The sequence below is a fragment of the Paracoccus actinidiae genome, from assembly GCF_030863885.1.
GTDB classification, from domain to species: domain Bacteria; phylum Pseudomonadota; class Alphaproteobacteria; order Rhodobacterales; family Rhodobacteraceae; genus Paracoccus; species Paracoccus everestensis.
On record NZ_CP132956.1, the window covers coordinates 1,246,428 to 1,268,933 of the forward strand.

The 22,506-nt window shown below is 66.4% G+C and carries 24 protein-coding genes; 8 read left to right on the top strand and 16 right to left on the bottom strand.

The window, feature by feature from the left end; translation table 11 throughout:
• The first annotated feature begins 93 nt into the window (after positions 1-93).
• Positions 94-966, top strand: coding sequence for a cytochrome-c oxidase, cbb3-type subunit III (gene ccoP / locus Q5701_RS06240; protein ID WP_306755353.1), 873 nt, complete (start codon positions 94-96; stop codon positions 964-966).
• Positions 967-1,204: 238 nt separating this feature from the next.
• Here the strand turns inward: ccoP and Q5701_RS06245 are convergent, their stop codons facing one another.
• From Q5701_RS06245 to miaB, 3 genes are all read right to left on the bottom strand, one after another.
• Entirely contained in the window at positions 1,205-1,561 is a 357-nt protein-coding gene (locus Q5701_RS06245; protein WP_234854778.1) for a hypothetical protein, read from the bottom strand.
• Between the two features lie 99 nt (positions 1,562-1,660).
• Positions 1,661-2,596 carry a hypothetical protein gene (locus Q5701_RS06250; protein ID WP_306754412.1) on the bottom strand — a complete coding sequence of 312 codons (936 nt, stop codon included), beginning with the start codon at positions 2,594-2,596 and terminating at the stop codon, positions 1,661-1,663.
• Positions 2,597-2,620: 24 nt separating this feature from the next.
• Positions 2,621-3,952: a tRNA (N6-isopentenyl adenosine(37)-C2)-methylthiotransferase MiaB gene (miaB, locus tag Q5701_RS06255; RefSeq protein ID WP_306754413.1), complete on the bottom strand. Its 1,332-nt coding sequence runs from the start codon at positions 3,950-3,952 to the stop codon at positions 2,621-2,623.
• A 63-nt stretch (positions 3,953-4,015) separates the two neighbouring features.
• Here miaB and Q5701_RS06260 point away from each other — a divergent pair, with 63 nt between their 5' ends.
• Genes Q5701_RS06260 through Q5701_RS06270 form a run of 3 tightly spaced genes read left to right on the top strand, consistent with a single transcriptional unit; the run spans position 4,016 to position 6,106 of the window.
• Entirely contained in the window at positions 4,016-4,342 is a 327-nt protein-coding gene (locus tag Q5701_RS06260) for a TfoX/Sxy family protein (RefSeq protein ID WP_306754415.1), read from the top strand.
• Between the two features lie 50 nt (positions 4,343-4,392).
• On the top strand, positions 4,393-5,757 hold the full coding sequence (locus Q5701_RS06265) for an aminotransferase (protein WP_306754416.1): 1,365 nt from the start codon (positions 4,393-4,395) through the stop codon (positions 5,755-5,757).
• Positions 5,758-5,770: 13 nt separating this feature from the next.
• Positions 5,771-6,106, top strand: a complete 336-nt coding sequence (locus Q5701_RS06270; RefSeq protein ID WP_234854780.1) for an SMR family transporter — start codon at positions 5,771-5,773, stop codon at positions 6,104-6,106.
• 32 nt (positions 6,107-6,138) lie between these two features.
• On the opposite strand, the gene Q5701_RS06275 is transcribed toward Q5701_RS06270, so the two are convergent.
• The 3 genes from Q5701_RS06275 to ubiA all read right to left on the bottom strand — a co-directional run bounded on the left by Q5701_RS06275 (position 6,139) and on the right by ubiA (position 9,595).
• The gene (locus tag Q5701_RS06275) at positions 6,139-6,447 is read right to left on the bottom strand and encodes a hypothetical protein (RefSeq protein ID WP_234854781.1); all 309 of its coding nucleotides are present in this window, start codon (positions 6,445-6,447) and stop codon (positions 6,139-6,141) included.
• A gap of 20 nt (positions 6,448-6,467) precedes the next feature.
• Positions 6,468-8,594 (bottom strand): OmpA family protein, encoded by a 2,127-nt coding sequence (locus Q5701_RS06280; protein ID WP_306754417.1) that lies wholly within the window; start codon positions 8,592-8,594, stop codon positions 6,468-6,470.
• Between the two features lie 62 nt (positions 8,595-8,656).
• On the bottom strand, positions 8,657-9,595 hold the full coding sequence (ubiA, locus tag Q5701_RS06285; RefSeq protein ID WP_306754418.1) for a 4-hydroxybenzoate octaprenyltransferase: 939 nt from the start codon (positions 9,593-9,595) through the stop codon (positions 8,657-8,659).
• Positions 9,596-9,608: 13 nt separating this feature from the next.
• Here ubiA and Q5701_RS06290 point away from each other — a divergent pair, with 13 nt between their 5' ends.
• The gene (locus Q5701_RS06290; protein WP_306754419.1) at positions 9,609-10,328 is read left to right on the top strand and encodes a 16S rRNA (uracil(1498)-N(3))-methyltransferase; all 720 of its coding nucleotides are present in this window, start codon (positions 9,609-9,611) and stop codon (positions 10,326-10,328) included.
• A gap of 190 nt (positions 10,329-10,518) precedes the next feature.
• A complete protein-coding gene (locus Q5701_RS06295; RefSeq protein WP_306755354.1) occupies positions 10,519-10,713 on the top strand; it encodes a DUF1127 domain-containing protein in 195 nt (64 codons plus the stop codon).
• Between the two features lie 87 nt (positions 10,714-10,800).
• On the opposite strand, the gene Q5701_RS06300 is transcribed toward Q5701_RS06295, so the two are convergent.
• The 7 genes from Q5701_RS06300 to fsa form a co-directional block, all read right to left on the bottom strand.
• Positions 10,801-11,043: a DUF982 domain-containing protein gene (locus tag Q5701_RS06300; protein WP_306754420.1), complete on the bottom strand. Its 243-nt coding sequence runs from the start codon at positions 11,041-11,043 to the stop codon at positions 10,801-10,803.
• 102 nt (positions 11,044-11,145) lie between these two features.
• Positions 11,146-11,352 (bottom strand): cold-shock protein, encoded by a 207-nt coding sequence (locus Q5701_RS06305; protein ID WP_234854786.1) that lies wholly within the window; start codon positions 11,350-11,352, stop codon positions 11,146-11,148.
• A gap of 165 nt (positions 11,353-11,517) precedes the next feature.
• The gene (locus Q5701_RS06310; RefSeq protein ID WP_306754421.1) at positions 11,518-12,390 is read right to left on the bottom strand and encodes a 50S ribosomal protein L11 methyltransferase; all 873 of its coding nucleotides are present in this window, start codon (positions 12,388-12,390) and stop codon (positions 11,518-11,520) included.
• The gene (gene msrA / locus Q5701_RS06315; RefSeq protein ID WP_306754422.1) at positions 12,390-12,965 is read right to left on the bottom strand and encodes a peptide-methionine (S)-S-oxide reductase MsrA; all 576 of its coding nucleotides are present in this window, start codon (positions 12,963-12,965) and stop codon (positions 12,390-12,392) included. Before msrA ends, Q5701_RS06310 begins: the two co-directional genes overlap by 1 nt.
• Before the next feature lie 57 nt (positions 12,966-13,022).
• Entirely contained in the window at positions 13,023-13,952 is a 930-nt protein-coding gene (locus Q5701_RS06320) for a tyrosine recombinase XerC (RefSeq protein ID WP_306754423.1), read from the bottom strand.
• Positions 13,949-14,644: a DUF484 family protein gene (locus Q5701_RS06325; RefSeq protein WP_306754424.1), complete on the bottom strand. Its 696-nt coding sequence runs from the start codon at positions 14,642-14,644 to the stop codon at positions 13,949-13,951. Before Q5701_RS06325 ends, Q5701_RS06320 begins: the two co-directional genes overlap by 4 nt.
• An 18-nt stretch (positions 14,645-14,662) precedes the next feature.
• Complete coding sequence (fsa, locus tag Q5701_RS06330; protein WP_306754425.1) at positions 14,663-15,316, bottom strand: fructose-6-phosphate aldolase; 654 nt, start codon at positions 15,314-15,316, stop codon at positions 14,663-14,665.
• A gap of 109 nt (positions 15,317-15,425) precedes the next feature.
• Here fsa and Q5701_RS06335 point away from each other — a divergent pair, with 109 nt between their 5' ends.
• The gene (locus tag Q5701_RS06335; RefSeq protein WP_306754426.1) at positions 15,426-17,627 is read left to right on the top strand and encodes a primosomal protein N'; all 2,202 of its coding nucleotides are present in this window, start codon (positions 15,426-15,428) and stop codon (positions 17,625-17,627) included.
• A gap of 196 nt (positions 17,628-17,823) precedes the next feature.
• On the opposite strand, the gene Q5701_RS06340 is transcribed toward Q5701_RS06335, so the two are convergent.
• From Q5701_RS06340 to Q5701_RS06350, 3 genes are all read right to left on the bottom strand, one after another.
• Positions 17,824-18,777 carry a lytic transglycosylase domain-containing protein gene (locus Q5701_RS06340; protein WP_306754427.1) on the bottom strand — a complete coding sequence of 318 codons (954 nt, stop codon included), beginning with the start codon at positions 18,775-18,777 and terminating at the stop codon, positions 17,824-17,826.
• 7 nt (positions 18,778-18,784) lie between these two features.
• A complete protein-coding gene (locus tag Q5701_RS06345) occupies positions 18,785-19,564 on the bottom strand; it encodes a hypothetical protein (protein ID WP_306754428.1) in 780 nt (259 codons plus the stop codon).
• A gap of 121 nt (positions 19,565-19,685) precedes the next feature.
• Positions 19,686-20,534, bottom strand: coding sequence for a L,D-transpeptidase family protein (locus Q5701_RS06350; protein ID WP_373568621.1), 849 nt, complete (start codon positions 20,532-20,534; stop codon positions 19,686-19,688).
• A gap of 306 nt (positions 20,535-20,840) precedes the next feature.
• Here Q5701_RS06350 and Q5701_RS06355 point away from each other — a divergent pair, with 306 nt between their 5' ends.
• Complete coding sequence (locus Q5701_RS06355) at positions 20,841-22,502, top strand: MFS transporter (RefSeq protein WP_306754429.1); 1,662 nt, start codon at positions 20,841-20,843, stop codon at positions 22,500-22,502.
• Positions 22,503-22,506: the final 4 nt, after the last annotated feature.

Below are 22,506 nucleotides of genomic sequence, written 5' to 3' on the forward strand. Positions count from 1 at the left end.
CTGGAGCGTCGTGCGGCCGACAGCGAGCACGCGGCCAAGATCGCCGGCGTGATCCCCGAACGGACCCGTGCCGACAAGCCGGTCGCCCCGAAGATGCGCAAACCGGCGCGCAAGGGCTTGGTGCAAGAGGTGGGATCGACCGGGCACCAGTGGGACGGGATTACGGAATACGACAATCCCATGCCCCGCTGGTGGCTGTGGACCTTTTACGCCACGATCGTCTGGGCGGTCGGCTATGTCCTGGCCTATCCGGCGATCCCGCTGGTCGACCAGGCCACGCAGGGCCTTCTGGGCACCGATACCCGCCAGGAAGTCGCGGCCGAGATCGACCGCTTTGACCAGGCCAACGCCCCCATCCAGACCCGCCTGGCCGCCGTCGATCTGGCCGCGATCCCCGGCGACCCCGAACTGGTGAACTATGCCACCAATGCGGGCGGCGCGATCTTCCGCACCTGGTGCGCGCAATGCCACGGTTCGGGCGCGGGCGGGGCGCGGGGTTATCCCAACCTGCTGGACAACGACTGGCTGTGGGGCGGCACGCTGGAGGATATTCACCTGACCCTGCAACACGGCATCCGCGATCCGCAGGACGGCGACACGCGCTATTCCGAAATGCCGCATTTCGGCAGCGACGGCATTCTGGACCGCACGCAGATCGACCAGGTGGTGAACCATGTCCTGGCGCTGTCGGACCAGCCGCACGACGCCGGCAAGGCGGCCGAAGGCGCGCAGGTTTATTCCGACAACTGTTCGGCCTGCCACATGGAAGACGGCAGCGGCGACCGCAGTCAGGGCGCGCCGAACCTGGCCGATGCCGTCTGGCTGTATGGCAACGACCACGCGACGCTGACCCGCATCGTGTCGGAAGGCCCTTACGGGGTGATGCCCGCCTGGAACACGCGCCTGTCCGAGGCCGAGATTCGCGCTGTCGCCACCTATGTTCACAGTCTGGGCGGCGGGGAATAACCCCTGCCCAGACCCCGGCTTTCGCCTGCGCGCACCACCGCGGGCGAAAGAGACCGGTCCCCGTCCTGTTCGCGCGTTCCTGGGGGCCGGTCTTTCATCATAGCGCCCGTCATCGCCGATGGCGATGGCCCGGCGCATCGGACTTTCGTGTCGGTCCACTGACGCGAAAGAGGCCGACCCCCTTTATGTTCGCGCGTTCCGGGGGGTCGGCCGCATTCATTTCCAGACGCCGTGGGCGTCAGCCTTCCCCGCCAAGAGCCACCTGGGCGTGCTGGACCACGGTCCAGTCCTCGTGCCCCTTGCGTCGATAAACCGAGGTGCAGGCCGCGGTAAAACAGGTTTCCCCCTTTTCTGCCCTGACCTTGTAGCCGACGACGATCATCCCTTCCTCGGGCCGGGACACGCTTTTGTCCTGGAACGTCACTTCGTCCCATTCGGGCGTGCCGCTGACGGCGCGGGTGGCATCCTCGCCCGCGAACAGATGCGGCGCATGGCTCAGCGCCATGATGCATTCGGGATCGACCCGTTCATGATAGCGTTCCTGCGAGGCGCGCCACAGGCTTTCCTCGAACTTCCAGACCCGGTCGTCGTCCATCCTGTCCCTCCTTGCGTGATGCGTCAGGCTTAACCGCACGCGCGAAGGGCGGTTCCGAGGGCGATGGATTTTGCGTGTTCCGCGAGGGCTGCCGTTTCCTCAGTCCAGGGGCGCGCCGCGCTGATGCAGGACAAGGCCGGCCTTGATGGCCCGCTGCGTCACATGGGGCGAAAGAACCAGATCGGGATCCCCCATCTCCTCGGCCCGGTCCAGCAGCCTTTGCGCATCGTCGATGCCGGCCGTGCTGATCAACTGGTTCAGCAGGACCGACAGGCTTCTGGATGAAGGCGCCAGGTCGAAGAACCTGCGGAAATGATCCAGGGCGATCCGGGGTTCGGTGCGGGCCAGGGACTGTCCCTTGCGGAAATGCCAGCCAGGATTGGCATCGGTCGGCATCTCCAGGGGCAGCAGCACGTCGTCGCGGATCAGCGTCGCCATAAAGGTCGGCAGCGCGCCTGCCGCCGCAATGGCCGCAAGCACCGTATGGCCGAAATGGGGCAATTCGACCAGCCGCACATCGGGATAGGCGGGCTTGACCATCTGCTCGACCGTTGTGCAGTCGTGGGCCACCTTGGGATCATAGATCACGACCGGGGCTGACATGCTGCGCGGGCCGTCACCGAGGGGCTTGTGGGCCAGCGGAATGCTCAGGTGAGGCGATGTGATCGGTGGCCAGGCGGGCAGGCGCGGGGCTGCGGCAATGATGCGGGCGTTGATCGCCCCGCCGTAATACAGCGCCGCATAGCCCCCCAGGCTGGACCCATAGCAGACCACGTCCCGCTTATCGACAACGGGGGCGACCGCTGCCTGGAACGCCGCCAAGTCCAGGCCCTGATACTGGCTCAGGGCACGTTGCGCGACATAGATCGTGGTCCACCCCTTGGAAAGGCAAAAGGTGGTCCCGAACCCGCTTGCCGCAAGACCGGAGGGCATCCCACCAAAGGTAATGACGATCACGTCCGCACTGGGGCGGTCCGGCCGATGCAGCGTGATCAGGTAATCGTCGTTGCGCGCAAGGGTCTGCAATTGTGTCATCAGGTTCCCAGACGAAGGCCGCTCTCAGGCCGCCAGCTCTCCTCGCAGCGAGTTCGAGGCGCTTGCCACGATCCTCACCTGAACCAGATCGCCGACCTGGGCCTGGGGGGCATCGACAAAGACGGAGTGCAGGTAATCGGATTTGCCGATCATCTGCCCGTCTTGGCGGCCCGGCTTTTCGAACAGGACGCCCAGGGTGCGCCCGACCATGCCTTCCTGCGCGGTCTTCTGCTGTTTCGTCAGCAGAGCCTGCAATTCCTGCAGGCGGTCGTCGGCCACCTGGCTGTCCACCTCGGGGCGGTCAAAGGCAGGGGTGCCGGGGCGGGGGGAATACTTGAAGCTGAAGGCAGTGCCAAAGCCCACTTCGGCCACCAGGCGCAGGGTGTCCTGGTGGTCGGCATCGGTTTCGCCCGGAAAGCCCACGATGAAATCGCTGGTCAGCAGGATGTCGGGGCGCGCTTCCCGGATCCGGTCGATCAGGCGCAGATACTGGGCTGCCGTGTGTTTTCGGTTCATCGCCCGCAGGATCCGGTCGCTGCCCGATTGCACCGGCAGGTGCAGATAGGGCATCAGTTCCGGCACGTCGCGATGGGCCGCGATCAGATCCTCGGCCATGTCGTTGGGGTGGCTGGTGGTATAGCGGATCCGGTCCAGCCCCTCGATGTCGCCCAGGGCGCGGATCAGGCGGCCAAAGCCCCATTCGCCGTCCCCGCCCGCGCCGTGCCAGCCGTTCACGTTCTGGCCCAGCAGGGTGATCTCGCGCACGCCGCGGTCCACCAGATCGCGTGCCTCGCGCAGGATGCGGTCCACGGGACGGCTGTTCTCGGCCCCCCGCGTATAGGGAACGACGCAAAAGGCGCAGAACTTGTCGCAGCCTTCCTGCACGGTCAGAAAGGCCGCAGGCGCGCGGCGGGTGGCGCGGCGTTGGGGAAGGTGGTCGAACTTGTCTTCCTCGGGGAAGTCGGTGAGGATCGCGGGCGCCTCTCCGCGCACCATGGCGGGCAGGCGGTGATAGGTCTGGGGTCCCACGACCAGATCGACCAGCGGCATCCGGCGCACGATTTCCTCGCCCTCGGCCTGGGCCACGCAGCCCGCCACGCCGATCTTCAGGTCGGGCTTTTCCGCCTTGAGCGGCTTGAGGCGGCCCAGGTCGGAATACAGCTTCTCGGCCGCCTTTTCGCGGATGTGGCAGGTGTTCAGCAACACCATGTCCGCGTCCGCCTGATCCTCGGTCAAGACATAGCCTTCCGCGCCCATGGCCTCGGCCATGCGCTGGCTGTCATAGACGTTCATCTGGCAGCCATAGGTCTTGATGAAAAGCTTTTTCACTGCCGGGGGATTGGCCTGGTCGTTCATTGCCGCTGTCCTTGGAAGGTTCGGTGCTGATACAGGAATTGCGGGACTTTGGAAAGGCGCGCGATGGACAGTGATCTGACCACCATCAACACGATCGGCCCTGCCACAGCCAGGGCCCTGATCGCCGCCGGTATTCCCGATGCCGCCACGCTGCGCCGGGTCGGGGCGCATGACGCCTATCGCGCCATGCTGGTCGCGGGCAGCAAGCCCCATTTCATCTGGTATTACGTCCTGGTGATGGCCCTGCAGGGACGGCCTTGGAACGATTGCCGGGGCGCGGAAAAGGCCGCGCTGCGCGCGCGGTTCGATGCCCTTGTGGCCGAGGTGCGCGGCCAGCCCTTGTCGGGGATCGAGGCGGAACTGGACCTGATCGGTTTGCGCCGTCCTTGAACGCCTGCACCCGCCCGGCTAGCCTGCGGTTCAAACCGATGGAGGCCACCATGAACAAACCGCAAAGCTGGGAAGCCCGGGCTGACGAATTCTCGCTCTATGGGTTCACGGACCTGCCCAGCGTCGCCAGCCGCGGCGCGGTGGTGCTGACCCATGGCGAAGGGCCTTATGTCGTCGATGTGAACGGCCGGCGCTACCTGGATGCCAATTCCGGCCTGTGGAACATGGTCGCGGGTTTCGACCACAAGGGCCTGGCCGAAGCCGCCAAGGCGCAATACGACCGCTTTCCCGGATACCACGCGTTCTTCGGGCGGCTGTCCGACCAGACGGTGATGCTGTCCGAAAAGCTGGTCGAGGTATCGCCCTTTGATCGGGGCAAGGTGTTCTACACCAATTCGGGGTCCGAGGCGAACGACACCATGGTCAAGATGCTGTGGTTCCTGCACGCATCCGAAGGCAACACGCAGCGGCGCAAGATCCTGACCCGCTGGAACGCCTATCACGGCGTGACGGTGGTGTCGGCATCCATGACCGGCAAGCCCTATAACGAGGTGTTCGGCCTGCCGCTGCCGGGCTTCATCCACCTGACCTGCCCGCATTACTGGCGTTACGGCGAGGCAGGCGAGACCGAGGAGCAGTTCACCCGGCGGCTGGCGCAGGAACTTGAGGACACGATCCTGCGCGAAGGCGCCGACACCATCGCAGGCTTTTTTGCCGAACCCGTGCAGGGGGCAGGCGGGGTCATTCCGCCCTCGGCCGGCTATTTCCAGGCGGTGCTGCCGATCCTGCGGAAATACGGCATCCCGGTGATCGCGGACGAGGTGATCACGGGCTTTGGCCGCACCGGAAAGACCTGGGGCTGCCAGACCTATGATTTCATGCCCGACGCGATCATCAGTTCCAAGAACCTGACGGCGGGCCTGTTTCCCATGGGCGCAGTGATCCTGGGCGGCGACCTTTCCGACCGGGTCCAGGCGGCAGTGGAAAAGATCGAGGAATTCCCCCACGGCTTTACCGCATCCGGCCACCCGGTCGGCTGCGCCATTGCGCTGAAGGCCATCGATGTCGTGATGAACGAAGGCCTGGCCGACAACGTGAAACGCCTGGCGCCGCGTCTGGAGGCGGGCCTGCGCGCGATCATGGAGCGCAGCGACCATATCGGCGAATTGCGCGGCGTGGGCTTCATGTGGGCGCTGGAGGCGGTGCGCGACAAGGCCACCAAGACGCCGTTTGACGCCGGTTTGTCGGTCAGCGAACGCATTGCCAATGCCTGCACCGATCTGGGCCTGATCTGCCGCCCGCTGGGCCAGTCCATTGTCCTGTGCCCGCCGTTCATCCTGACCGAGGCGCAGATGGACGAGATCTTTGACAAGCTGGAACGGGCGCTGAGAAAGGTCTTTGCCGAGGTGGCGTGAACCCGGCATCCATATGTCCAGACAATATGCCATCCTGATGCTGGCGATCGTGGCCGAGGTGATCGCCACCACCGCCCTAGCCCGATCCGCCAGCTTTACCAAGGCGGTGCCCGGCGTCATTGCCGTGCTGGGCTATGTCGCCGCGTTCTGGTTGTTGTCCTTTCCGATGCGCGTCATCCCGACCGGCGTCGTTTATGCGATCTGGTCGGGCATGGGCATCGTGCTGATATCGGCGGTGGCCTGGCTTTGGCATGGGCAAGCGCTGGACACGCCTGCGCTGCTGGGGCTTTCCCTGATCCTTGCTGGGGTGATCGTCATCAACGTCTTTTCGAAATCCGTCATGCATTGACGCGTCGGGGGCTTGGCGACGGCCCACGCGCCCTAGCGCCGCGCCAGCTTTCTTTCGATATAATCGCGCAATTCCTCGATCTCGGTGCGGCTTTCGCGCAGGCCTTCCAGCGCGGCTTCCAGTTCCGTCTCGGCAGCGGACAGGCGGGTATCGCGTTCCTTGATCATGGCAATCGCCTTGTCGCGTTCGCGTTCGGTGTCGCGCACCTTGCGCTCCAGCTCGCTCAGGTCCGCCAGGCTGGGGCGGGTCAGGCGCCCGATCAGCCAGCTTGCGAACCAGCCCAGCACAAAGACGCCGAACAGGATGATCGTGGTGATGGTGACGAATTCCGTGCGGTTCATGGGAATGGCTTGCCTTGCGGTCAATCGGCGGCGTCTGGCGCGTCGTCCGGGCGGGGCGAGGGGCGGGGCGTGTCCGGCGTGGGCGTCTGGACCGGCAGCCTAATGTTTTCCTCGCGTTCGTCCAGCGTCTGAAAGACCTCGCTGGCGCCGACCGTCGCGGGGGCAGTGGGACCGATCGTGACACGCGGCATTTCGGGGCCGAACATCTGCGGCTGGGCAGGCGGCTGGACGGGGCCGATCAGATCCGCCTCAGGCTGGTCGGGGGGCAGGGGTTCGGCGGTCACCCCCGACAGCGTCACCGGCGGGGGCAGGGGCGCCATGCGCACCGGATGATCCGACAACAGTCGAAATTCGATGCGGCGGTTTTCCTCGCGTCCTTCCTCGGTTTCATTGGTGGCGATGGGCTGGCTTTCGCCATAGCCGCGGGCGGTCATGTTCGTCACGTCGATGCCTGCACCCGCCATGGCGGCAACAAGAGCCTGCGCCCGGCCACGCGACAGGTCGGCGTTGAAGCCCTCGGACCCTTGGGAATCGGTGTGCCCTCCCGCCTCCAGTTGGTAATCGGCGCATTCGGCCATGACCGAGGCCAGCCGGTCCAGCGTCGGGGCGGGGTCGCCCGCAATGGCCGATTTCGAAGGCTCGAACCCGACTTCGGATTCCGACATCACGATGTTCATCCGGCGCACGCATTCCGGCCCATCGGGCAAGTTTAGCGACTGATCCAGCCTGCGGTCATAGCGGATCGCCAGTTCATATGCCGCCCCCGGACCCAGCCGTTCGGACAACCGGGCCGCCGCAGCCTCGGCCGCGCCCGGATCGCCCGATGTGCCGGTGACGCGGATCAGGTCGGGCGTGACACCCGCGCTGCCGGTTTGTAGGGTATCCAGGGCCTCGATGGCGGCGATGACGCGCACGGTCCAGCCCTGGGGCACCTGGGGATTGGCGGTCAGGTCGGCCTGGACGGTGGGAAATCGCGCGCGGGCCAGGCTGTCCACGGTGTCGCGCATCCGGTCGTCGCTGATCGCGCCGCGCAGGCTCAGAACCTGCGCGTCCGACAGGGTGGCGATGAATTCCGCCGGACCCGCAACCGTTTCATCCGGTGCCTGTTCCAGGGTCGCCTGCAGCGAAAAGACCGGGGGCAGGGCTTGCTGCAACCGGGTCACGGCAGCATCGAAGGCGGGCTTTTCCACCGAAGGCGGCGCCGTCAGCGCAACATCCGCATCCGACAGCGTGACCGCCCCCTGGCCCAAGTCGCCCGCCGCCGCAATGGCCGCCGCCGCCGCATCGGCCCAGTCCGGGGACGGGGAACCCAGGGCCAGCGTGCAGGCGGGCACGTTGCGGGCCCCTGCTGCCTGAGCAGCCGCCACGATGCGGTCCCGCCCTTCTTCGGTATCCGCCGCGCAGGCTTCAAAATGCGCGCTGTCCCCATCCTTGACAAAGCGCAGCGTGAAGGGCGCGATCACCGGGCGCGGCGCCGAAATATCCGTGACCAGCGTCACCCCGTCAGGCAGCGCCCGCCGCAGCGCGGATTCCAGCCGCTCCTTTTCGGCCGCGCTGTCGGCAAGCGCCGAAATCGTGACGCCGCCCGGCTGGATCGAGATCTTGGCCCGCGCAGCCATCTGCGCCGCCCGCAGCCCGTATTGCAGGGCCGCATCCCATTGATCGGGGACGGCGTAATCGGCGGTTTCCAGCAGGTCGGTGACATTGGGGGCCGCCGTTTCGTCACGCAGCACCCGCAGCAATCCCGCCCGGTCGGTCGATGCCGGGACCAGTCCGATCAGCGAGATGCCCTGGTCGTTGCGCAGCAACTCGACCTTGAAATCCGGCGGGGTCATCTTGTCGGCCGAGGCGACGGTCATGCGGTCCACCACGCGGGACGGATCGACGGCGCTGCCCGCCTGGGTCATGGCGCGAAAACGGTCAACCTCGGACGGGGCGGTGCCGGTCAGGCGGACCTGAAGGCCGTCGGTCGCAACATCGACCCAATCCTGGCCAGAGGCCGCCAGGGCCAGTTCCACATCCTGACGCGACCGCTCCTCGAGGTAGCGGGCGGCGGATTCGGCGCCCAGCCAGCACAGCCCGCCCGCGGCGGACAAGGCCAGAACGGTGGCAAAGGATGACAAAAGCCGCCTGCGGGATGACGCCATGGGGCATGACCTTGGGCTGTTTCCTGAACGCGCGGTCTAGCGGCAGGCGGGGGTTCGTGCAATCAGACCAGCCCTGCCAAGGCAAGAAACAGCGCAAGCACCAGGCCCGCATCGCGGTTCGACCGGAACAGGCGCAGGCAGACAGCCCCTTGTTCCGGCTGGAAGTTCCGCAACTGCCAGGCCAAGTGCGCGCCGAATCCGGCCAGTCCCGCATAGGCCATCAACAGATTGCGACCCGCCAGCAGGATGGCCACGGCGAGCAGCAGGACCGTCAGCACCGCAAAGCCCGCCAGGATGCGCGGGCTGTTGTCGCCGAACAGCCGGGCGGTGGATTTCACGCCGATCAGGACGTCGTCTTCCACATCCTGGTGGGCATAGATGGTGTCGTAGAAGATCGTCCAGGCGATCCCCGCCAGCCAGGCCACCACCGGCGCCAGGTCAAGGCGGCCCATATGCGCGGCATAGGCCAGCATCACGCCCCAGTTGAAGGCCAGGCCCAGGAACACCTGCGGCCACCAGGTGAACCGCTTGGCAAAGGGATAGATCGCCACAAGCGCCAGGGACGCCACCCCCATCCAGACCGCCGCCCGGTCCAGCGTCAGCAGGATCACCAGCCCCACCAACCCCTGCGCCGCCAGCCACAGATATGCCCCGCGCAACGTCACCTGCCCCGACGGCAGGGGACGGGACCGGGTGCGGGCCACCTTGTCGTCGATGTCGCGGTCGGTGATGTCGTTCCAGGTGCAGCCGGCGCCGCGCATCACAAAGGCGCCGATGGTGCAGGCCAGGGCGATCCACAGGTCTACCCAACGGGGACCATCGGCCATCATCGCCAGCCCGATCCCCCACCAGCAGGGCAGCAGCAGCAGCCATGTTCCGATGGGCCGGTCGGCGCGGGACAGGCGCAGCCACGGCCTCCATGCCAGGGGGGCAAGGCTGTCCACCCAGTTGCCCTTGGGGGCGTCGATGACGGTGTCTGGTCTTTCCGTCCGGCTTTGCATAGCGTCTGGCCCCATGGCAAGGATCAGGCTGTTCATAGATCACCCGCTGGCTGCGGGACAACCCGTCCCGCTGGACCCGGGCCAGGCGCATTACCTGGGGGGCGTGATGCGCCTGACGCCCGGCGCGGTGGTCGAGGTCTTCAACGGCCGCGACGGCGCCTGGTCCGCGCGCATCCTTGCGGCGGCCAAGCGCGGCGGTTCGCTGAAGGTGCTGGACAAGTCCGCCCCGCAGCGCAATCCGCCCGACCTGTGGCTGTGCTTTGCGCCCATCAAGAAAGCGCGCACTGATTTCATCGTGGAAAAGGCGGCCGAGATGGGGGCCGCGCGCATCATGCCGGTGCAAACCGATTTCACCAATTCCGAACGCATCCGCCAGGACCGCCTGCAGGCCCATGCCGTCGAGGCCGCCGAACAATGCGGCGGCACCTTTGTCCCCCCTGTGGCTGATCTTGTGCCGCTGGCCCGCCTGCTGGACGGCTGGGATGCATCGCGCCGCATCCTGTGGGCGGACGAGGCGATGGCGGGACCAGCGGAAACGCTAGCAGGCCTGCCGCGCGGTCCCTGGGCGATCCTGATCGGTCCCGAGGGCGGGTTTTCCGATCCCGAACGCGCCCGCCTGTCGGCCCTGCCCTTTGTGAGTCGCGTCAGCCTTGGCCCGAGGATCTTGCGCGCCGATACGGCTGCCGTCGCGGCACTTGCGCTGTGGCAAGCGACGTTAGGCGATTGGCAATAAACTGATGCTGCAATGCGGCATTTCATGCTGCAAAAGCGACAATCGCGAACTGCTAACCTTTCCTCAATCTGCACGCGGTGCATAGCGGCCTTGCCCGGCCTGTGCCTACTCTTATTTGACTGCCCAATCTATATCCTTGTTCATGAAGCGAATGCCCGATGGTCGGGCACTTCTGGAACAGGTGATGGAAATGTCGACGATCGAACTGAACCGCAGCGTGGCTGTTGGGGGCGTTGGCAATGTCGTTGCGAAATTTTTCTCGATGTTGAGCACGTGGAACGATGCCCGTGTGACCCGTCGTGAACTGAGCCGCCTGTCGGATCGCGAGCTGGACGATATCGGTCTGTGCCGCGGCGACATCGAGCGGATTGCGCGCGGCTTCTAGGCCAAAGCATCCCCGTCAAGACGAACGAACCCCCAATGCGGATGCAGAGGGGGTTTTTTCCTGTTCCGGCATCCGTCCCCTCAGGGATCAACAGGGTTTGAACCCTGCCGTCCGGGCGGCATCCGAAAAGGCCGTGCGGGCCGATCCGACCGGCGTCATGCAATGGGCCGCCGCATCAAGCACCTGCGCGGCATGGCGGCGGGTCACGTCATCGACCGGCCATTTGCGTTGCAGCCAATAGGCGGCGGTTTCAAGGGTGGTGAAGGTCTTTACGTCGCCATCGGGCGATACGACAAAGGACAGGGGCTGGCCCCAGTTGATTTCTATCAAAACTGATCTTTCAGGGAATGCATCCGATCCCGCGCCGGGGCGTCTGGGGATCGGGAATGGGAGGCGACAAATGCCGCCACCCGATGATGTCGCAAAGGCGTCTTATGCCAGGGCGAGGTTGGTCGCCGATTCGCGGCCGTCGCGGCCACGTTCCACGTCAAAGGTCACGGCCTGACCGTCTTTGATCTGCTGGAGGCCAGCACGCTCGACGGCGGAAATGTGCAGAAACACGTCCTTTGTGCCATGCTCGGGCGCGATAAAGCCGAAACCTTTGGTTGCGTTGAACCATTTCACGGTGCCATTGGCCATCGTGATAACTCCTGTCATTGTATGCCACCCGCGAGATTGCGATGGCGCGGCTCAGTCGTCGCAGGAACATCTGAAGCCGTAAAGCAGACAGAAGGTCGAAGGAAGAACATCAGCCAAGCCTACATAACGAATCGCGGCCGGTTTTTCAAGTCCGGCCTTTACCGGTCAGGATCGCCGCGTCAGGGTCAGCGCGGACCAGTCCCCAAGGTCGTCGCGTCGGTCCAGGCCAAAGCCCTGCGCGCCATAGATATCCAGAACCTCGTCCGCCTGTGTGGTCAGGATGCCCGACAGGATGATGCGGCCTTCCGGCGCGACCATCTGGGCCATCTGGGGGGCCAGGTCGATCAAGGGCTGCTTCAGGATATTGGCCAGCACCAGGTCATAAGGCGCGTTGTCTTCCAGCATCTGGTGGCCAAAGCCCGCAGCCTCGATGCAGATCACGCGGCCGTCCAGGCCGTTGGCGATGACATTGGCGGCCGCCGTGTCTACAGCCACCGCGTCGATGTCGCTGGCCAGCACCGTGACCGGCCACAGCCGCGCCGCCCCCATCGCCAGAACGGCGGTGCCGCAGCCGATATCGACGACGCGGCGGGGCTGGAAGCCCTGGGTGGCCAACCGGTCCAGGGCCTCGAGGCAACCCTTAGTGGTATTGTGGTGGCCGGTGCCGAAGGCCATCGCGGCCTCGATGCACAGGGCCTCGACCCCCTCAGGGACGGTGTCGGCATCGTGGCTGCCATGGACATAGAATCGGCCCGCCCGCACCGGGGTCAGTTCGCGCCTGACATGGGCCACCCAGTCCACGTCTGGCACTTCCGAGATCGCGAAGGGATTGGCGCCATGAACGGCGGCCAGCAGCGCAAGCGCGATATCGTCGGGGCTTTCGGTGAAATAGGCGCCCACTTCCCAGCGGTCCGACCCGTCCTCGATCTCGAAGACGCCGGTGCCGAAGGGTTCGGGATCCAGATCTTCGCAAGCCTCGGCAAGGGCTTCGGCGGCCTGGCGGCCCTGGGTATGGGTCAGCGCGGAATAGGTGGTCATCAGATCGGATCCGGGTTGGGCAGGCTTGCCTCTATCCCCGTGCCCTTCAGGCCGCAATAACCGTCGGGGTTCTTTTCCAGATACTGCTGGTGCGCCTCATGCGCGGGCCAGAAGGGGGCGGGGCCGATGATCTGAGTGGTGATCTTGCCAAAGCCCGCCACGGCCAGGCGGTTGTCATAGTCGATCTTCGAGGCCTCGGCCGCCGACCACTGGCTGTCGTTGAAGGCCATGATCAGGCTGCGATACTGGCTGCCGATGTCGTTTCCCTGCCGGTCGCCCTGGGTCGGGTCGTGGTTTTGCCAGAACAGTTGCAACAGGTGGTCATAGCTGATCTTGGAACTGTCATAGATGATGCGCACGACCTCGGCATGGCCGGTGGCGCCGGTCTTGACCTGGTCATAGGTCGGGTTTTCAACCGTTCCCCCGGCAAAGCCCACCTGGGTCAGCCAGATGCCGTTCTGCTGCCAGAACAGCCGTTCCACGCCCCAATAGCAGCCCATGCCGAAGATCGCCTGGTCAAGGCCCTGCGGGACGGGTGCGTCCATGGGACGGTCGAAGATCGCGTGTGTGGTCATGGTGACATCCTTCTGATCCTGCGCGGTGAACGCGGCAAGGCGGGGCGGGGTTCGATGTCAGCCCCGCGGATGCGCGGCATGATAGACCGCCATCAGATGCGCGTCGTCCACCCCGGTATAAACCTGGGTCGTGGACAGGCTGGCATGGCCCAGCAATTCCTGGATGGTGCGCAGGTCGCCGCCCGCTGCCAGCAGATGCGTGGCAAAGGAATGGCGCAGGGCATGGGGCGTGGCGGTGGGCGGCAGGCCAAGGGAGGCGCGGGCCTTTTGCATGGCGCTGTCGATGACCCCGGTCAGCAGCCGCCCCCCCCGCACGCCCCGGAACAACGGCTGGTCGGGAACCAGGGGCCAGGGGCATTGGCGCAGGTATTCGGCCACGCCGTCACGCGCCACCGGCAGGACGGGGACGTGCCGCTGGCGCCCGCCCTTACCGGTGATGGTCAGGCTGTCCCGGAAAGGCCAGTCGGTGCCATTGAGGTTCAGCGCCTCGGATATGCGCAACCCGCAGCCCCACAGCAGGGTCATCACCGCCACGTCGCGCGCGGCCACCCAAGGGGTGTCATGGCCGATTGCCACTATGTCCAGCGTGTTCCGGGCCTGGTCGGGCGTCAGGGGGCGGGGCAGGGAGCGGGTGTATTTGGGGCTGCGCGTGGACAGGGCGGCGGACAGGTCATAGCCTTGGCGATCCGACATCCAGCGCAGAAAGCTGCGCACCGCCGACTGCCTGCGCGCCAGCGACCGCGCGCCCAGGCCCCGCGCGCGTTCCGAGGCGGCAAAGGCGCGCATATCCCCCTGACGCAGTTCGGCCAGCGACTTGGGTGTCGCGGGTTGCCCGTGATGGCCGCCCAGAAAGCCCAGAAAGGCCAGAAGGTCGCCGCGATAGGCGGTGATGGTGTGTTCCGACCGGTCGCGGGTCGCGGCCTCGACCTCCAGCCAGCGGGCCAGGGCATCGGCCATGGCAGGGGCCAGGGCCAGCGGCGGGGTCATCCGCGCAGCCGCGACAGCATCACCAGCCGGAAGACCTGGGCAAAGAACCGCAGCAGGTCGGTGCCGTGGGCGGGCATGAAGCGGGTCTTGTCGCCGCTGCCCATCAACAGCATGGCGCGGGGACGCCGTGCGCCCAGGTCGATGGGCAGCATCGCTTCAGACGCGACCTGGCGGCCGTGCAGGGGCTGGGTAATGGGGGAGGCGGGGCGCAGGACGATATCGTCGCCTCGGGGCGTGCGCCGCCCGGCAGCGATGATCCGGCCGATGGCGCCTTCGGGCACAACCACCGCATCCTCGGGCAGGCCCGGAATGGCAGGGTCGGGTTCGACCACCAGCCGCAGCGTCTCAATCCGCAGCAGGGGCGCGATATCCGATTGCAGGCTGTCCACCAGTTCCGCCAGGTCGGCCGATTCCAGCAGGCCGATCACGGCGCGATGGATCACCGCCATCCCCGACTGGTTGTCGAAGGCCGCGGCGATCACGCTTTCATGCTGGGTTTCCAGCCGGTCGAGGCGCGTTTCAAGCACCTCCATCGCGCGGCCGCGGATGTCGATCACGTTGTCGCCGATCTCGGCCTCGCGGGCGGCGACAAGGGCGCGCATCAGGTCGCGGTCGGCCAGGATGACGCCGGGATCGGCCAGCAGCTTGTCGCGCGTTTCGGGATCAAGCCCCGCCTGCTGTTCCGCCGTCATGCCTGTCCCCTTATGTGTTCAGCCGATCTTCTGACCGGTCTTGGCCCAATCCGCAGTGAACTGTTCCACACCCTTGTCCGTCAAGATGTGCTTTGCCATCGACTTGATGACGGCGGGGGGCGCGGTGATTACGTCGGCGCCGATCTTGCCCACCTCGATGATGTGGTTCACCGACCGGATCGAGGCCGCGAGGATCTGGGTTTCATAGCCATAGTTGTCGTAAATCTCGCGGATGTCGGCGATCAGGTCCACGCCGTCCAGGCCGATGTCGTCCAGCCGGCCCACGAAGGGGCTGATGAATGTCGCGCCCGCCTTAGCCGCGAGGATCGCCTGCGCGGGGGAAAAGCACAGCGTGACGTTGACCATGTGGCCTGCGTCGGCAAAGGTCCGGCAAGCCTTCAGCCCGTCCCAGGTCAGCGGCACCTTGATGGCGATGTTCTTGGCGATCTTTGCCAGGTGGCGGCCTTCGCGGATCATGTCTTCGGCGCTTTCGGCCACGACCTCGGCGGAAACGGGGCCTTCGACCATGGCGCAGATCTCGGCGGTGACCTCCTCGATGTTGCGGCCTGCCTTGAGGATCAGGGACGGGTTGGTGGTCACGCCGTCAACCATGCCCAGTTCGTTCAGTTCGCGGATGGCATCGACATCGGCGGTATCGAGGAAGAATTTCATGGTCATGCTCCGGTAAGGCGGTTCCGGGGAGTGATAGCGCAAAACCGCATCCGCCGAAAGGGGCAGGGCGGGCCTTGCAACGGGCACCGCGCGGGGTTTTATCAAGGCAATGAAAACCCTGCCCGCATTTTTTCCCGCTCGTGCCCGGATCGGCGTCCTGACGGTCGAACCCGTGGGCGTGCTGGATTATCTGGCGCCCGAAGGCGGGGTGGCGCAGGGGCAACTGGTGTTGGTGCCGCTGGGTCCGCGGCGGGTTGTGGGCCTGGTCTGGGGCGAAGGCCTGGGCGATTTCGACCTGGCCAAGCTGCGCCCCGTGGCCCGTGTGCTGGATGCCGAACCCTTTGACGCGCGGTTCCTGGATTTCCTGACGCGCGCCGCCGATTACACCCTGACGCCGCTGCCCTTGATGCTGCGCATGGCGACGCGGGCGCCCGACCTGGACCAGCCGCCCGCCGCGCGCCGGGTGATCGTGCCGGGCGGCGCCCCCCCGACCCGCATGACCGAGGCGCGGGAGCGGGTCATGCAGGTGGTGGCCGATCACGGCGGGGCAAGCTTTGCCCCGTCCGAACTGGCGCAGTTGGCAGGCGTTGGCACGGCGGTCGTCAAGGGCCTGGTCGCGGCAGGCACCCTGGCCGAGGTTCAGGCCCCGCGCGATCTGCCCTATCCGCTGTTGGACCCTGCCCGCCCTGGCAAGCCGCTGGACGCCGATCAGCAGGCAGCGGCGGATGCCCTGCGCAGCGCGGTCCGGTCGGGCGGTTACGGCACCACCCTGCTGCGCGGGGTCACCGGATCGGGCAAGACCGAGGTTTATCTGGAAGCCGTCGCCGAATGCCTTGCCCAGGGCCGCCAAGCCCTGGTCCTGCTGCCCGAAATCGCGCTGTCGGCCGAATTCATCGACCGGGTCGAGGCGCGGTTCGGCGCCCGTCCCGGCGAATGGCACAGCGGCATCACCCGGTCCGAACGCCGCCGGCTGTGGCACATGGCCGGGCGCGGCGATGCGGGCCTTGTGGTGGGTGCCCGGTCTGCGCTGTTTCTGCCCTTTCGCGACCTGGGCCTGATCGTTGTGGATGAGGAACACGATTCCAGCTACAAGCAGGAAGACGTGGTTTACTACAGCGCCCGCGACATGGCGGTGCTGCGGGCCTCCATCAACGGGGCGCAGGTGGTGCTGGCCTCGGCCACCCCGTCCCTGGAAACCTGGGTGAACGCGGGCATCGGAAAATACCGGCGGCTGGATCTGCGGTCGCGCTATGGCACCGCCGAACTGCCCGACATGGCCGCCATTGACCTGCGGGCCGAGGAAATGCCGTCGGGCCGCTGGATATCCCCCACGCTGGCAAGCGCGGTCGAATCGCGGCTGGCGCGTGGCGAGCAGTCGTTGTTGTTCCTGAACCGGCGCGGATTTGCGCCCGTCACCGTCTGCCGGGCCTGCGGCGAACAGATCGGCTGCCATCAATGCGACGCGCGGATGGTGGAACACCGCTTCCAGAACCGCCTGATCTGCCATCAATGCGGCGAAATCCGCCCCATCCCGCTTGCCTGCCCGTCCTGCAAGGTCGAAGGCAAGCTGGCCCCCATCGGCCCGGGTGTCGAGCGCATCGCCGAGGAGGTGGCGGCCCGCTTTCCCGACGCCAAGGCCACGGTCCTGTCCTCGGACCTGTTCCATTCCGCCCGCGCCCTGAAGGACACGATTGCGGAAATCGCGAATGGCGACACCCAGATCATCATCGGCACGCAGATCGTCGCCAAGGGCCATAATTTTCCGCGCCTGACGCTGGTGGGCGTGATCGACGCCGACCTGGGCCTGCAAGGCGCGGACCTGCGCGCGGCGGAACGCAGTTTCCAACTGATGCGGCAGGTCGCGGGCCGGGCGGGGCGCCTTGCAGGAACGGCGCCGGGGGTGGCGCTCTTGCAAACCCACCAGCCCGACCACCCGGTCATCCGCGCCATCCTGGGGGGCGAGGACGAGGCCTTCTGGAACGCCGAGGCTGCCGGGCGCCAGGCTAACGGAATGCCCCCCTTTGGCCGTCTGGCGGGGATCATCCTGTCCCATCCCGACCTGGGCATCGTCGCCGATTTCGCCCGCCACCTGGCCTCTCATGCAGCACCCTTGGAACAGGCGGGCGCGCAACTGTGGGGACCGGCCCCTGCGCCCATCGCGCGGATCCGGGGGCGCCACCGGATGCGGATGCTGGTCCATGCGCCGCGCCAGGCGCCCGTGCAAACCGCAATTGCCGACTGGCTGGCCCCGCACAAGCCGCCCACGAACCTGCGGCTGTCGGTGGACATCGACCCGCAAAGTTTCCTTTAGCAGCTGACCCGGGAACGCGTCCGGAAGCCGCCCATGCCCTTTGCTGTCAGAGAGGTCGAACCGTCAGGATTCCGGGGCTGCTTGTGGTCCAGCCGGCGCGCATCCTTGTCCAGGCTGGTGCAATAGGGCAGGGCTTGCGCCCCAAGGTAGACGGCTGCCAAAAGGTCGAACCGGCCAACAGCCATCGCGCCCGGGATCAATTCCGCAACACGATGCAGCGCCCGCCCAGCTGCTTGAGCCGATTGCAGAAGGCTGCGGCCTCGCGCTTGCTGTCCCAGCCGATCTGCGCGGTATAGACGGCGCGAGGCATTCCGGTGATGCGCTTCCTGACATAGCCCACCTGCTTGTCCCCCAAGATCGGGCGCAGGCTGCGGTTCAGGCGGGCGACCTGCTGGATGGCGCCCGACTGGCTGGGATGGCTGGCCACGATCACGCCCCAAGGGAAAACCTTGGGCTGGATCATGAATTCTCGCAGGCGGCGGTCGCCCGCCAGCTTCTCGCAGGCAGGACGGAAGGCCATGTCGGGGTTCAGCGCCATTTTCAATTCGCTGGCCGGGGGCGGGTTGTCGCGCCAGCGGAGCGCCTCGAACCCGGTGATCGAGGCCACGTAATCCTGCGTTTCATAGGGCAGGCCGCCGGTCCGGGCGACAAAGCGCGCCGCGCGGTTTTCACCGCCGTTATAGGCAACGGCGGCCAGGCCGATATTGCCGAACATCGCGGTCAGGTGGCCAAGGTACCAGGCCGACTTGTGGATCGCCTGCGCGGGGTTGAAGGGATCGTGCAGGTCGTAAAGATCGGCGGTGCCCGGCATGAACTGCGCAATGCCAAGCGCACCCACGGGGCTGATCGCACCCGGTTCGAACCGGCTTTCCTTCCACAGCAACCGGGCCAGGAAATTCGGGTCCAGGCCGCGTTCCGTCGCGTTCCTTTCGATCAGCTTGCAGACATCGGCGGCGTAATGGTCCAGCCGCACGCAATCACGCCCGTCATCCGTGCAGCGCAGCGTTTCCGACTGGCGGGCAGGCGGGCGCCCGGCCAGGGCATCGACTGCCGGAAGCGCCTGCGCAGGCGCGGCCAGAACCGCGAGAGCCGCAGCCGCTTTCCAGAACCCGCCAGCCATGCTGCGGCAAAGGACGACCAGACCCATCATGTCCGCATTAAGCGTTTTCCGAAGGCTCGGATGCCCGTGCCTTGCCTTTTCCCTTGCCCTTGGGCTTGTCCGTCTTTGCGTCCTCGGCCTTGCGGGCGGCTTTCGTGGCTTGGCGAGCGGCCTTTCTTTCAGCCTTCTCGGCTGCCTTGACCGCGTCCTTTTCAGCCTTGCGGGCGGCCTTGCGCGCCACTTTCTCGGCCTCTTTCGCGGCTTTGCGGACGGCCTTGTCCTTGGACTTTGGCGCAACGGCGGCATCACCTGCCACGGGCGGCGGAATGGTGACGGCGGGCGCAGCGGGCTTGACCGGGGCTGACATTGCGGCGGCCTGCGGCGCGGGATCCAGCGGGGCAGGGGCTGCGGGCTTTGCCCCGGCCTTGGCGACGCGGCGCGATCCGGTGCGCAGGTCGGCCTTGCGATGCTCGGCCTTTTCGCGTCCCGCAGGTTTGCGGGCCGGGGACGCGGGCTTGCGCTTGGCGGACTTGGCGGGCGGCTTTGGCTTGGCTGCAATGCCTTCGGCCGGTTTGCTGCCCGCGTCTTGGGGGGCAGCCTTGCGCCTGCGCCGTTCGGCCTTGGCCCGTCTTGCCGCGTTGACCAGAAGGTTCGCGGCTGTCACCTGGCCGTTTTCGCCCCGTGGTCCTGCCTGGCCCAGGGCGGCTTCCAGGTCGGCGATCAGCCCCGACAGTCCCGGATCGTCCATCTGCCCAAGCGCCGGGCCACGGCTGTTTTCGGTCAAGGCCCGCTGTTCGGCGGACAGCAGTTCCTGTTCCAGCTTGCTGTAGTTGGGCATCGCTACTTCCTTGGCGCGGGCCTTGTTTTTCGCGCGGATTTTGCGAGAGATTCTTGGGATTTGCAAATGGAAAGGCCCCGGCGGGACCAGGGCCCTTCAAGGCGCGGTCAGTGTCACGCCCTTACTGGACGGCGCTTTCCACCGGGGACATCGTCGTCACCGGCGCGCTGTAGGGCGTGGAGATGGTCGTGACCGCATACGGATCCGTGACTTGCGACGTGGTCGGGGCCAAGGAAGCCGCAGCCATGGGCGCCTGTCCGGCGGGCACGACATAGCCTTCGGGGGTTTCCGTCATCGGGCCTTCCAGACTGAGGCTTTCGGCCTGGCTGCGGACATGAACGGTGGATCCGTTCTGCACCTGGGCGAACAGGTCGATGATGTCCTGGTTGAACAGCCGGATGCAACCCGCCGAGGTCGCCTTGCCAATGGACGACGGATCCATCGTGCCGTGGATGCGGTAATAGGTGTCGCGCCCGCCTTCATACAGATACAGCGCCCGCGACCCCAGGGGGTTGTGCATCCCGCCGGACAGCCCGCCCGCGAATTGCGCATAAAGATCGGGCTGGGTGCGGATCATGTTGTCCGTCGGGCGCCAGCTGGGCCATGCGGCCTTGCGCGCGATGGTGGCGGTTCCGGCATAGCCAGTGCCGGTCCGCCCCACAGCCACGCCGTATCGCATCGCCTGGCCACCCGGCTGCACATGATAAAGCACGCGTGCATAAGGATCGACCACGATGGTGCCGGGGCCTTCGGGACCGTTATAGGGCACCTGCTGGCGCTGATTGCGCTCGGTCAGATAGGCTGCGCGGACGGCGGGGATCGGGATCACCTCTCCGTTCGGGCCGGTATCGGTGCGGGCCTGATAGGCTTCGGGCACAGGGGGGGTGGCCAGCGTGATGGGCTGGCTGCTTCCACATGCGGCTAGGCCCAGGGCAAGCGCCGTAAACAGGGTAACAAGACGCATCATCATTTTCCTTCATGGCATCGGGCAGCCTGTCGGAGGCGCCGGCAGCATCCAAGACTTCGTGTGAAACACTCCCATCCGCAGGACGGAGGGTGATTCGCGCTATGGTTCATCAGCCTGTCACAGGCAGGGGCCGTCAAGACTTGCGGCCCAGCCCGGCGCGTAACAAGGCTTGTGTTGTGGCGAAAGGGCGGCAGTCCGGTCAAGATTGGCTAACGGCGGAACAAATTCCTGTTTGTTTTGGTTTCATCGCCATCGAAAGAAGCGCGCTCGTCCGACATTGCCCTGCCGCATCCGGCTGGCTAGGCTGACGTGAAGCCCAAAGCGACGGTGTCCGTGACCGATCCGACCTCCTCCCGATCTTCGGCCCTGGCCCCCTTCCGCCACCGAGATTTCCGCCTGTTGTGGAGCGCGACCCTCGTCTCGAACTTTGGCGGGCTGGTGCAGGCGGTGGGCGCGGCTTGGCTGATGACGCAGCTGACCGACAGCGCCACGCTGATTGCCCTGGTGCAGGCATCCAACACGCTGCCCATCATGCTGCTGGCCCTGGCATCGGGCGCCCTGGCCGACATCTTCGACCGCAAGGCGATCCTGATGTTCGCGCAATGCTTCATGGCGGCGGTGTCGCTGGCCCTGGCGGTGGTCGCGTGGCAGGGCTGGCTGACGCCCTGGCTGCTGCTGGCCTTTACCTTTCTGATCGGGGCGGGGCAGGCGCTCTACAACCCGCCCTGGCAGGCCAGCATGGGCGATCTTGTGCCGCGCGCTGACCTGCCTGCCGCCGTCACGCTGAACTCGGTCGGGTTCAACCTGATGCGCTCCGTCGGGCCTGCAGCGGGCGGTTTCATCGTCGCGGTCTTCGGGGCGGCGGCGGCATTCGCGGTCAACGCGCTCAGCTATGCGCCTCTGCTGGGGGCGCTGCTGCGGTGGCGCCCGAACATCGCCCCCCGCACCGCCCCGCCCGAGGAATTTCTGCCCGCCGTCGCCGCTGGTCTGCGCTATGTCTTTCTGTCGCCGAACCTGATGAAGGTGATCGGGCGCGGCGCCCTGTTCGGTTTCGCCGCCGTGTCCGTGCTGGCGCTGCTGCCCCTGGTTGCCAAGTCCCACCCCGAGGGCGGGTCGATGTTGTTCGGCGGATTGCTGGGCTGCTACGGCATCGGCGCCATCGCGGGGGCTGCGCTGAACCCGCGCATCAGGGCGCGGTTCAACAATGAGAACATCGTGCGCATGGCCTTTGCGGGCTTTGCGTTGTCGGCCATCGTCCTGGGGCAGACGCAGGCCACCTGGATGCACGCGCTGGCCTTGTTGCCCGCCGGCGCCTCCTGGGTGCTGGCCTTGTCGCTGTTCAACGTCACCGTGCAACTGTCCACACCCCGCTGGGTCGTGGCTCGCGCACTTGCGCTGTACCAGACGGCGACCTTTGGCGGCATGGCGGCGGGATCCTGGATCTGGGGCAGCATCGCCGGGGCGCACGGCCTGGGCGATGCCTTGACGGCGGCGGGTGGCGTGCTGCTGGCGGGGGCGGTGATCGGCGTCTGGTTCAAGGTGCCGGAATTCGGCACGGCCGACCTGGATCCGGCCAATCGCTTCCGCGAGCCGGCGCTGCGGCTTGATCTGCGGGGACGGTCGGGACCGATCATGGTGATGGTCGATTACCAGATCGCCCAGAAGGACACGGTCGAGTTCCTGCGCCTGATGCAGTTGCGCCGCAATATCCGCCGCCGCGACGGGGCGCGGAACTGGGCGCTGCTGCGGGATCTGGAACATCCCGACCTGTGGTCCGAAAGCTATCACATCGCCACCTGGGACGAATATGTCCGCCATAACCTGCGCCGCACGAAATCCGACGCGGAAATCACCGAGGCCCTGCGCGCCTTGCACCAGGGCGAGGGCGGCCCGCTGGTTCACCGCATGATCGAAAGAAACAGCGTCGGCCCCGAGGACGACCTGCCCCTGATCGGCAAGATGGATATTTGAGGAA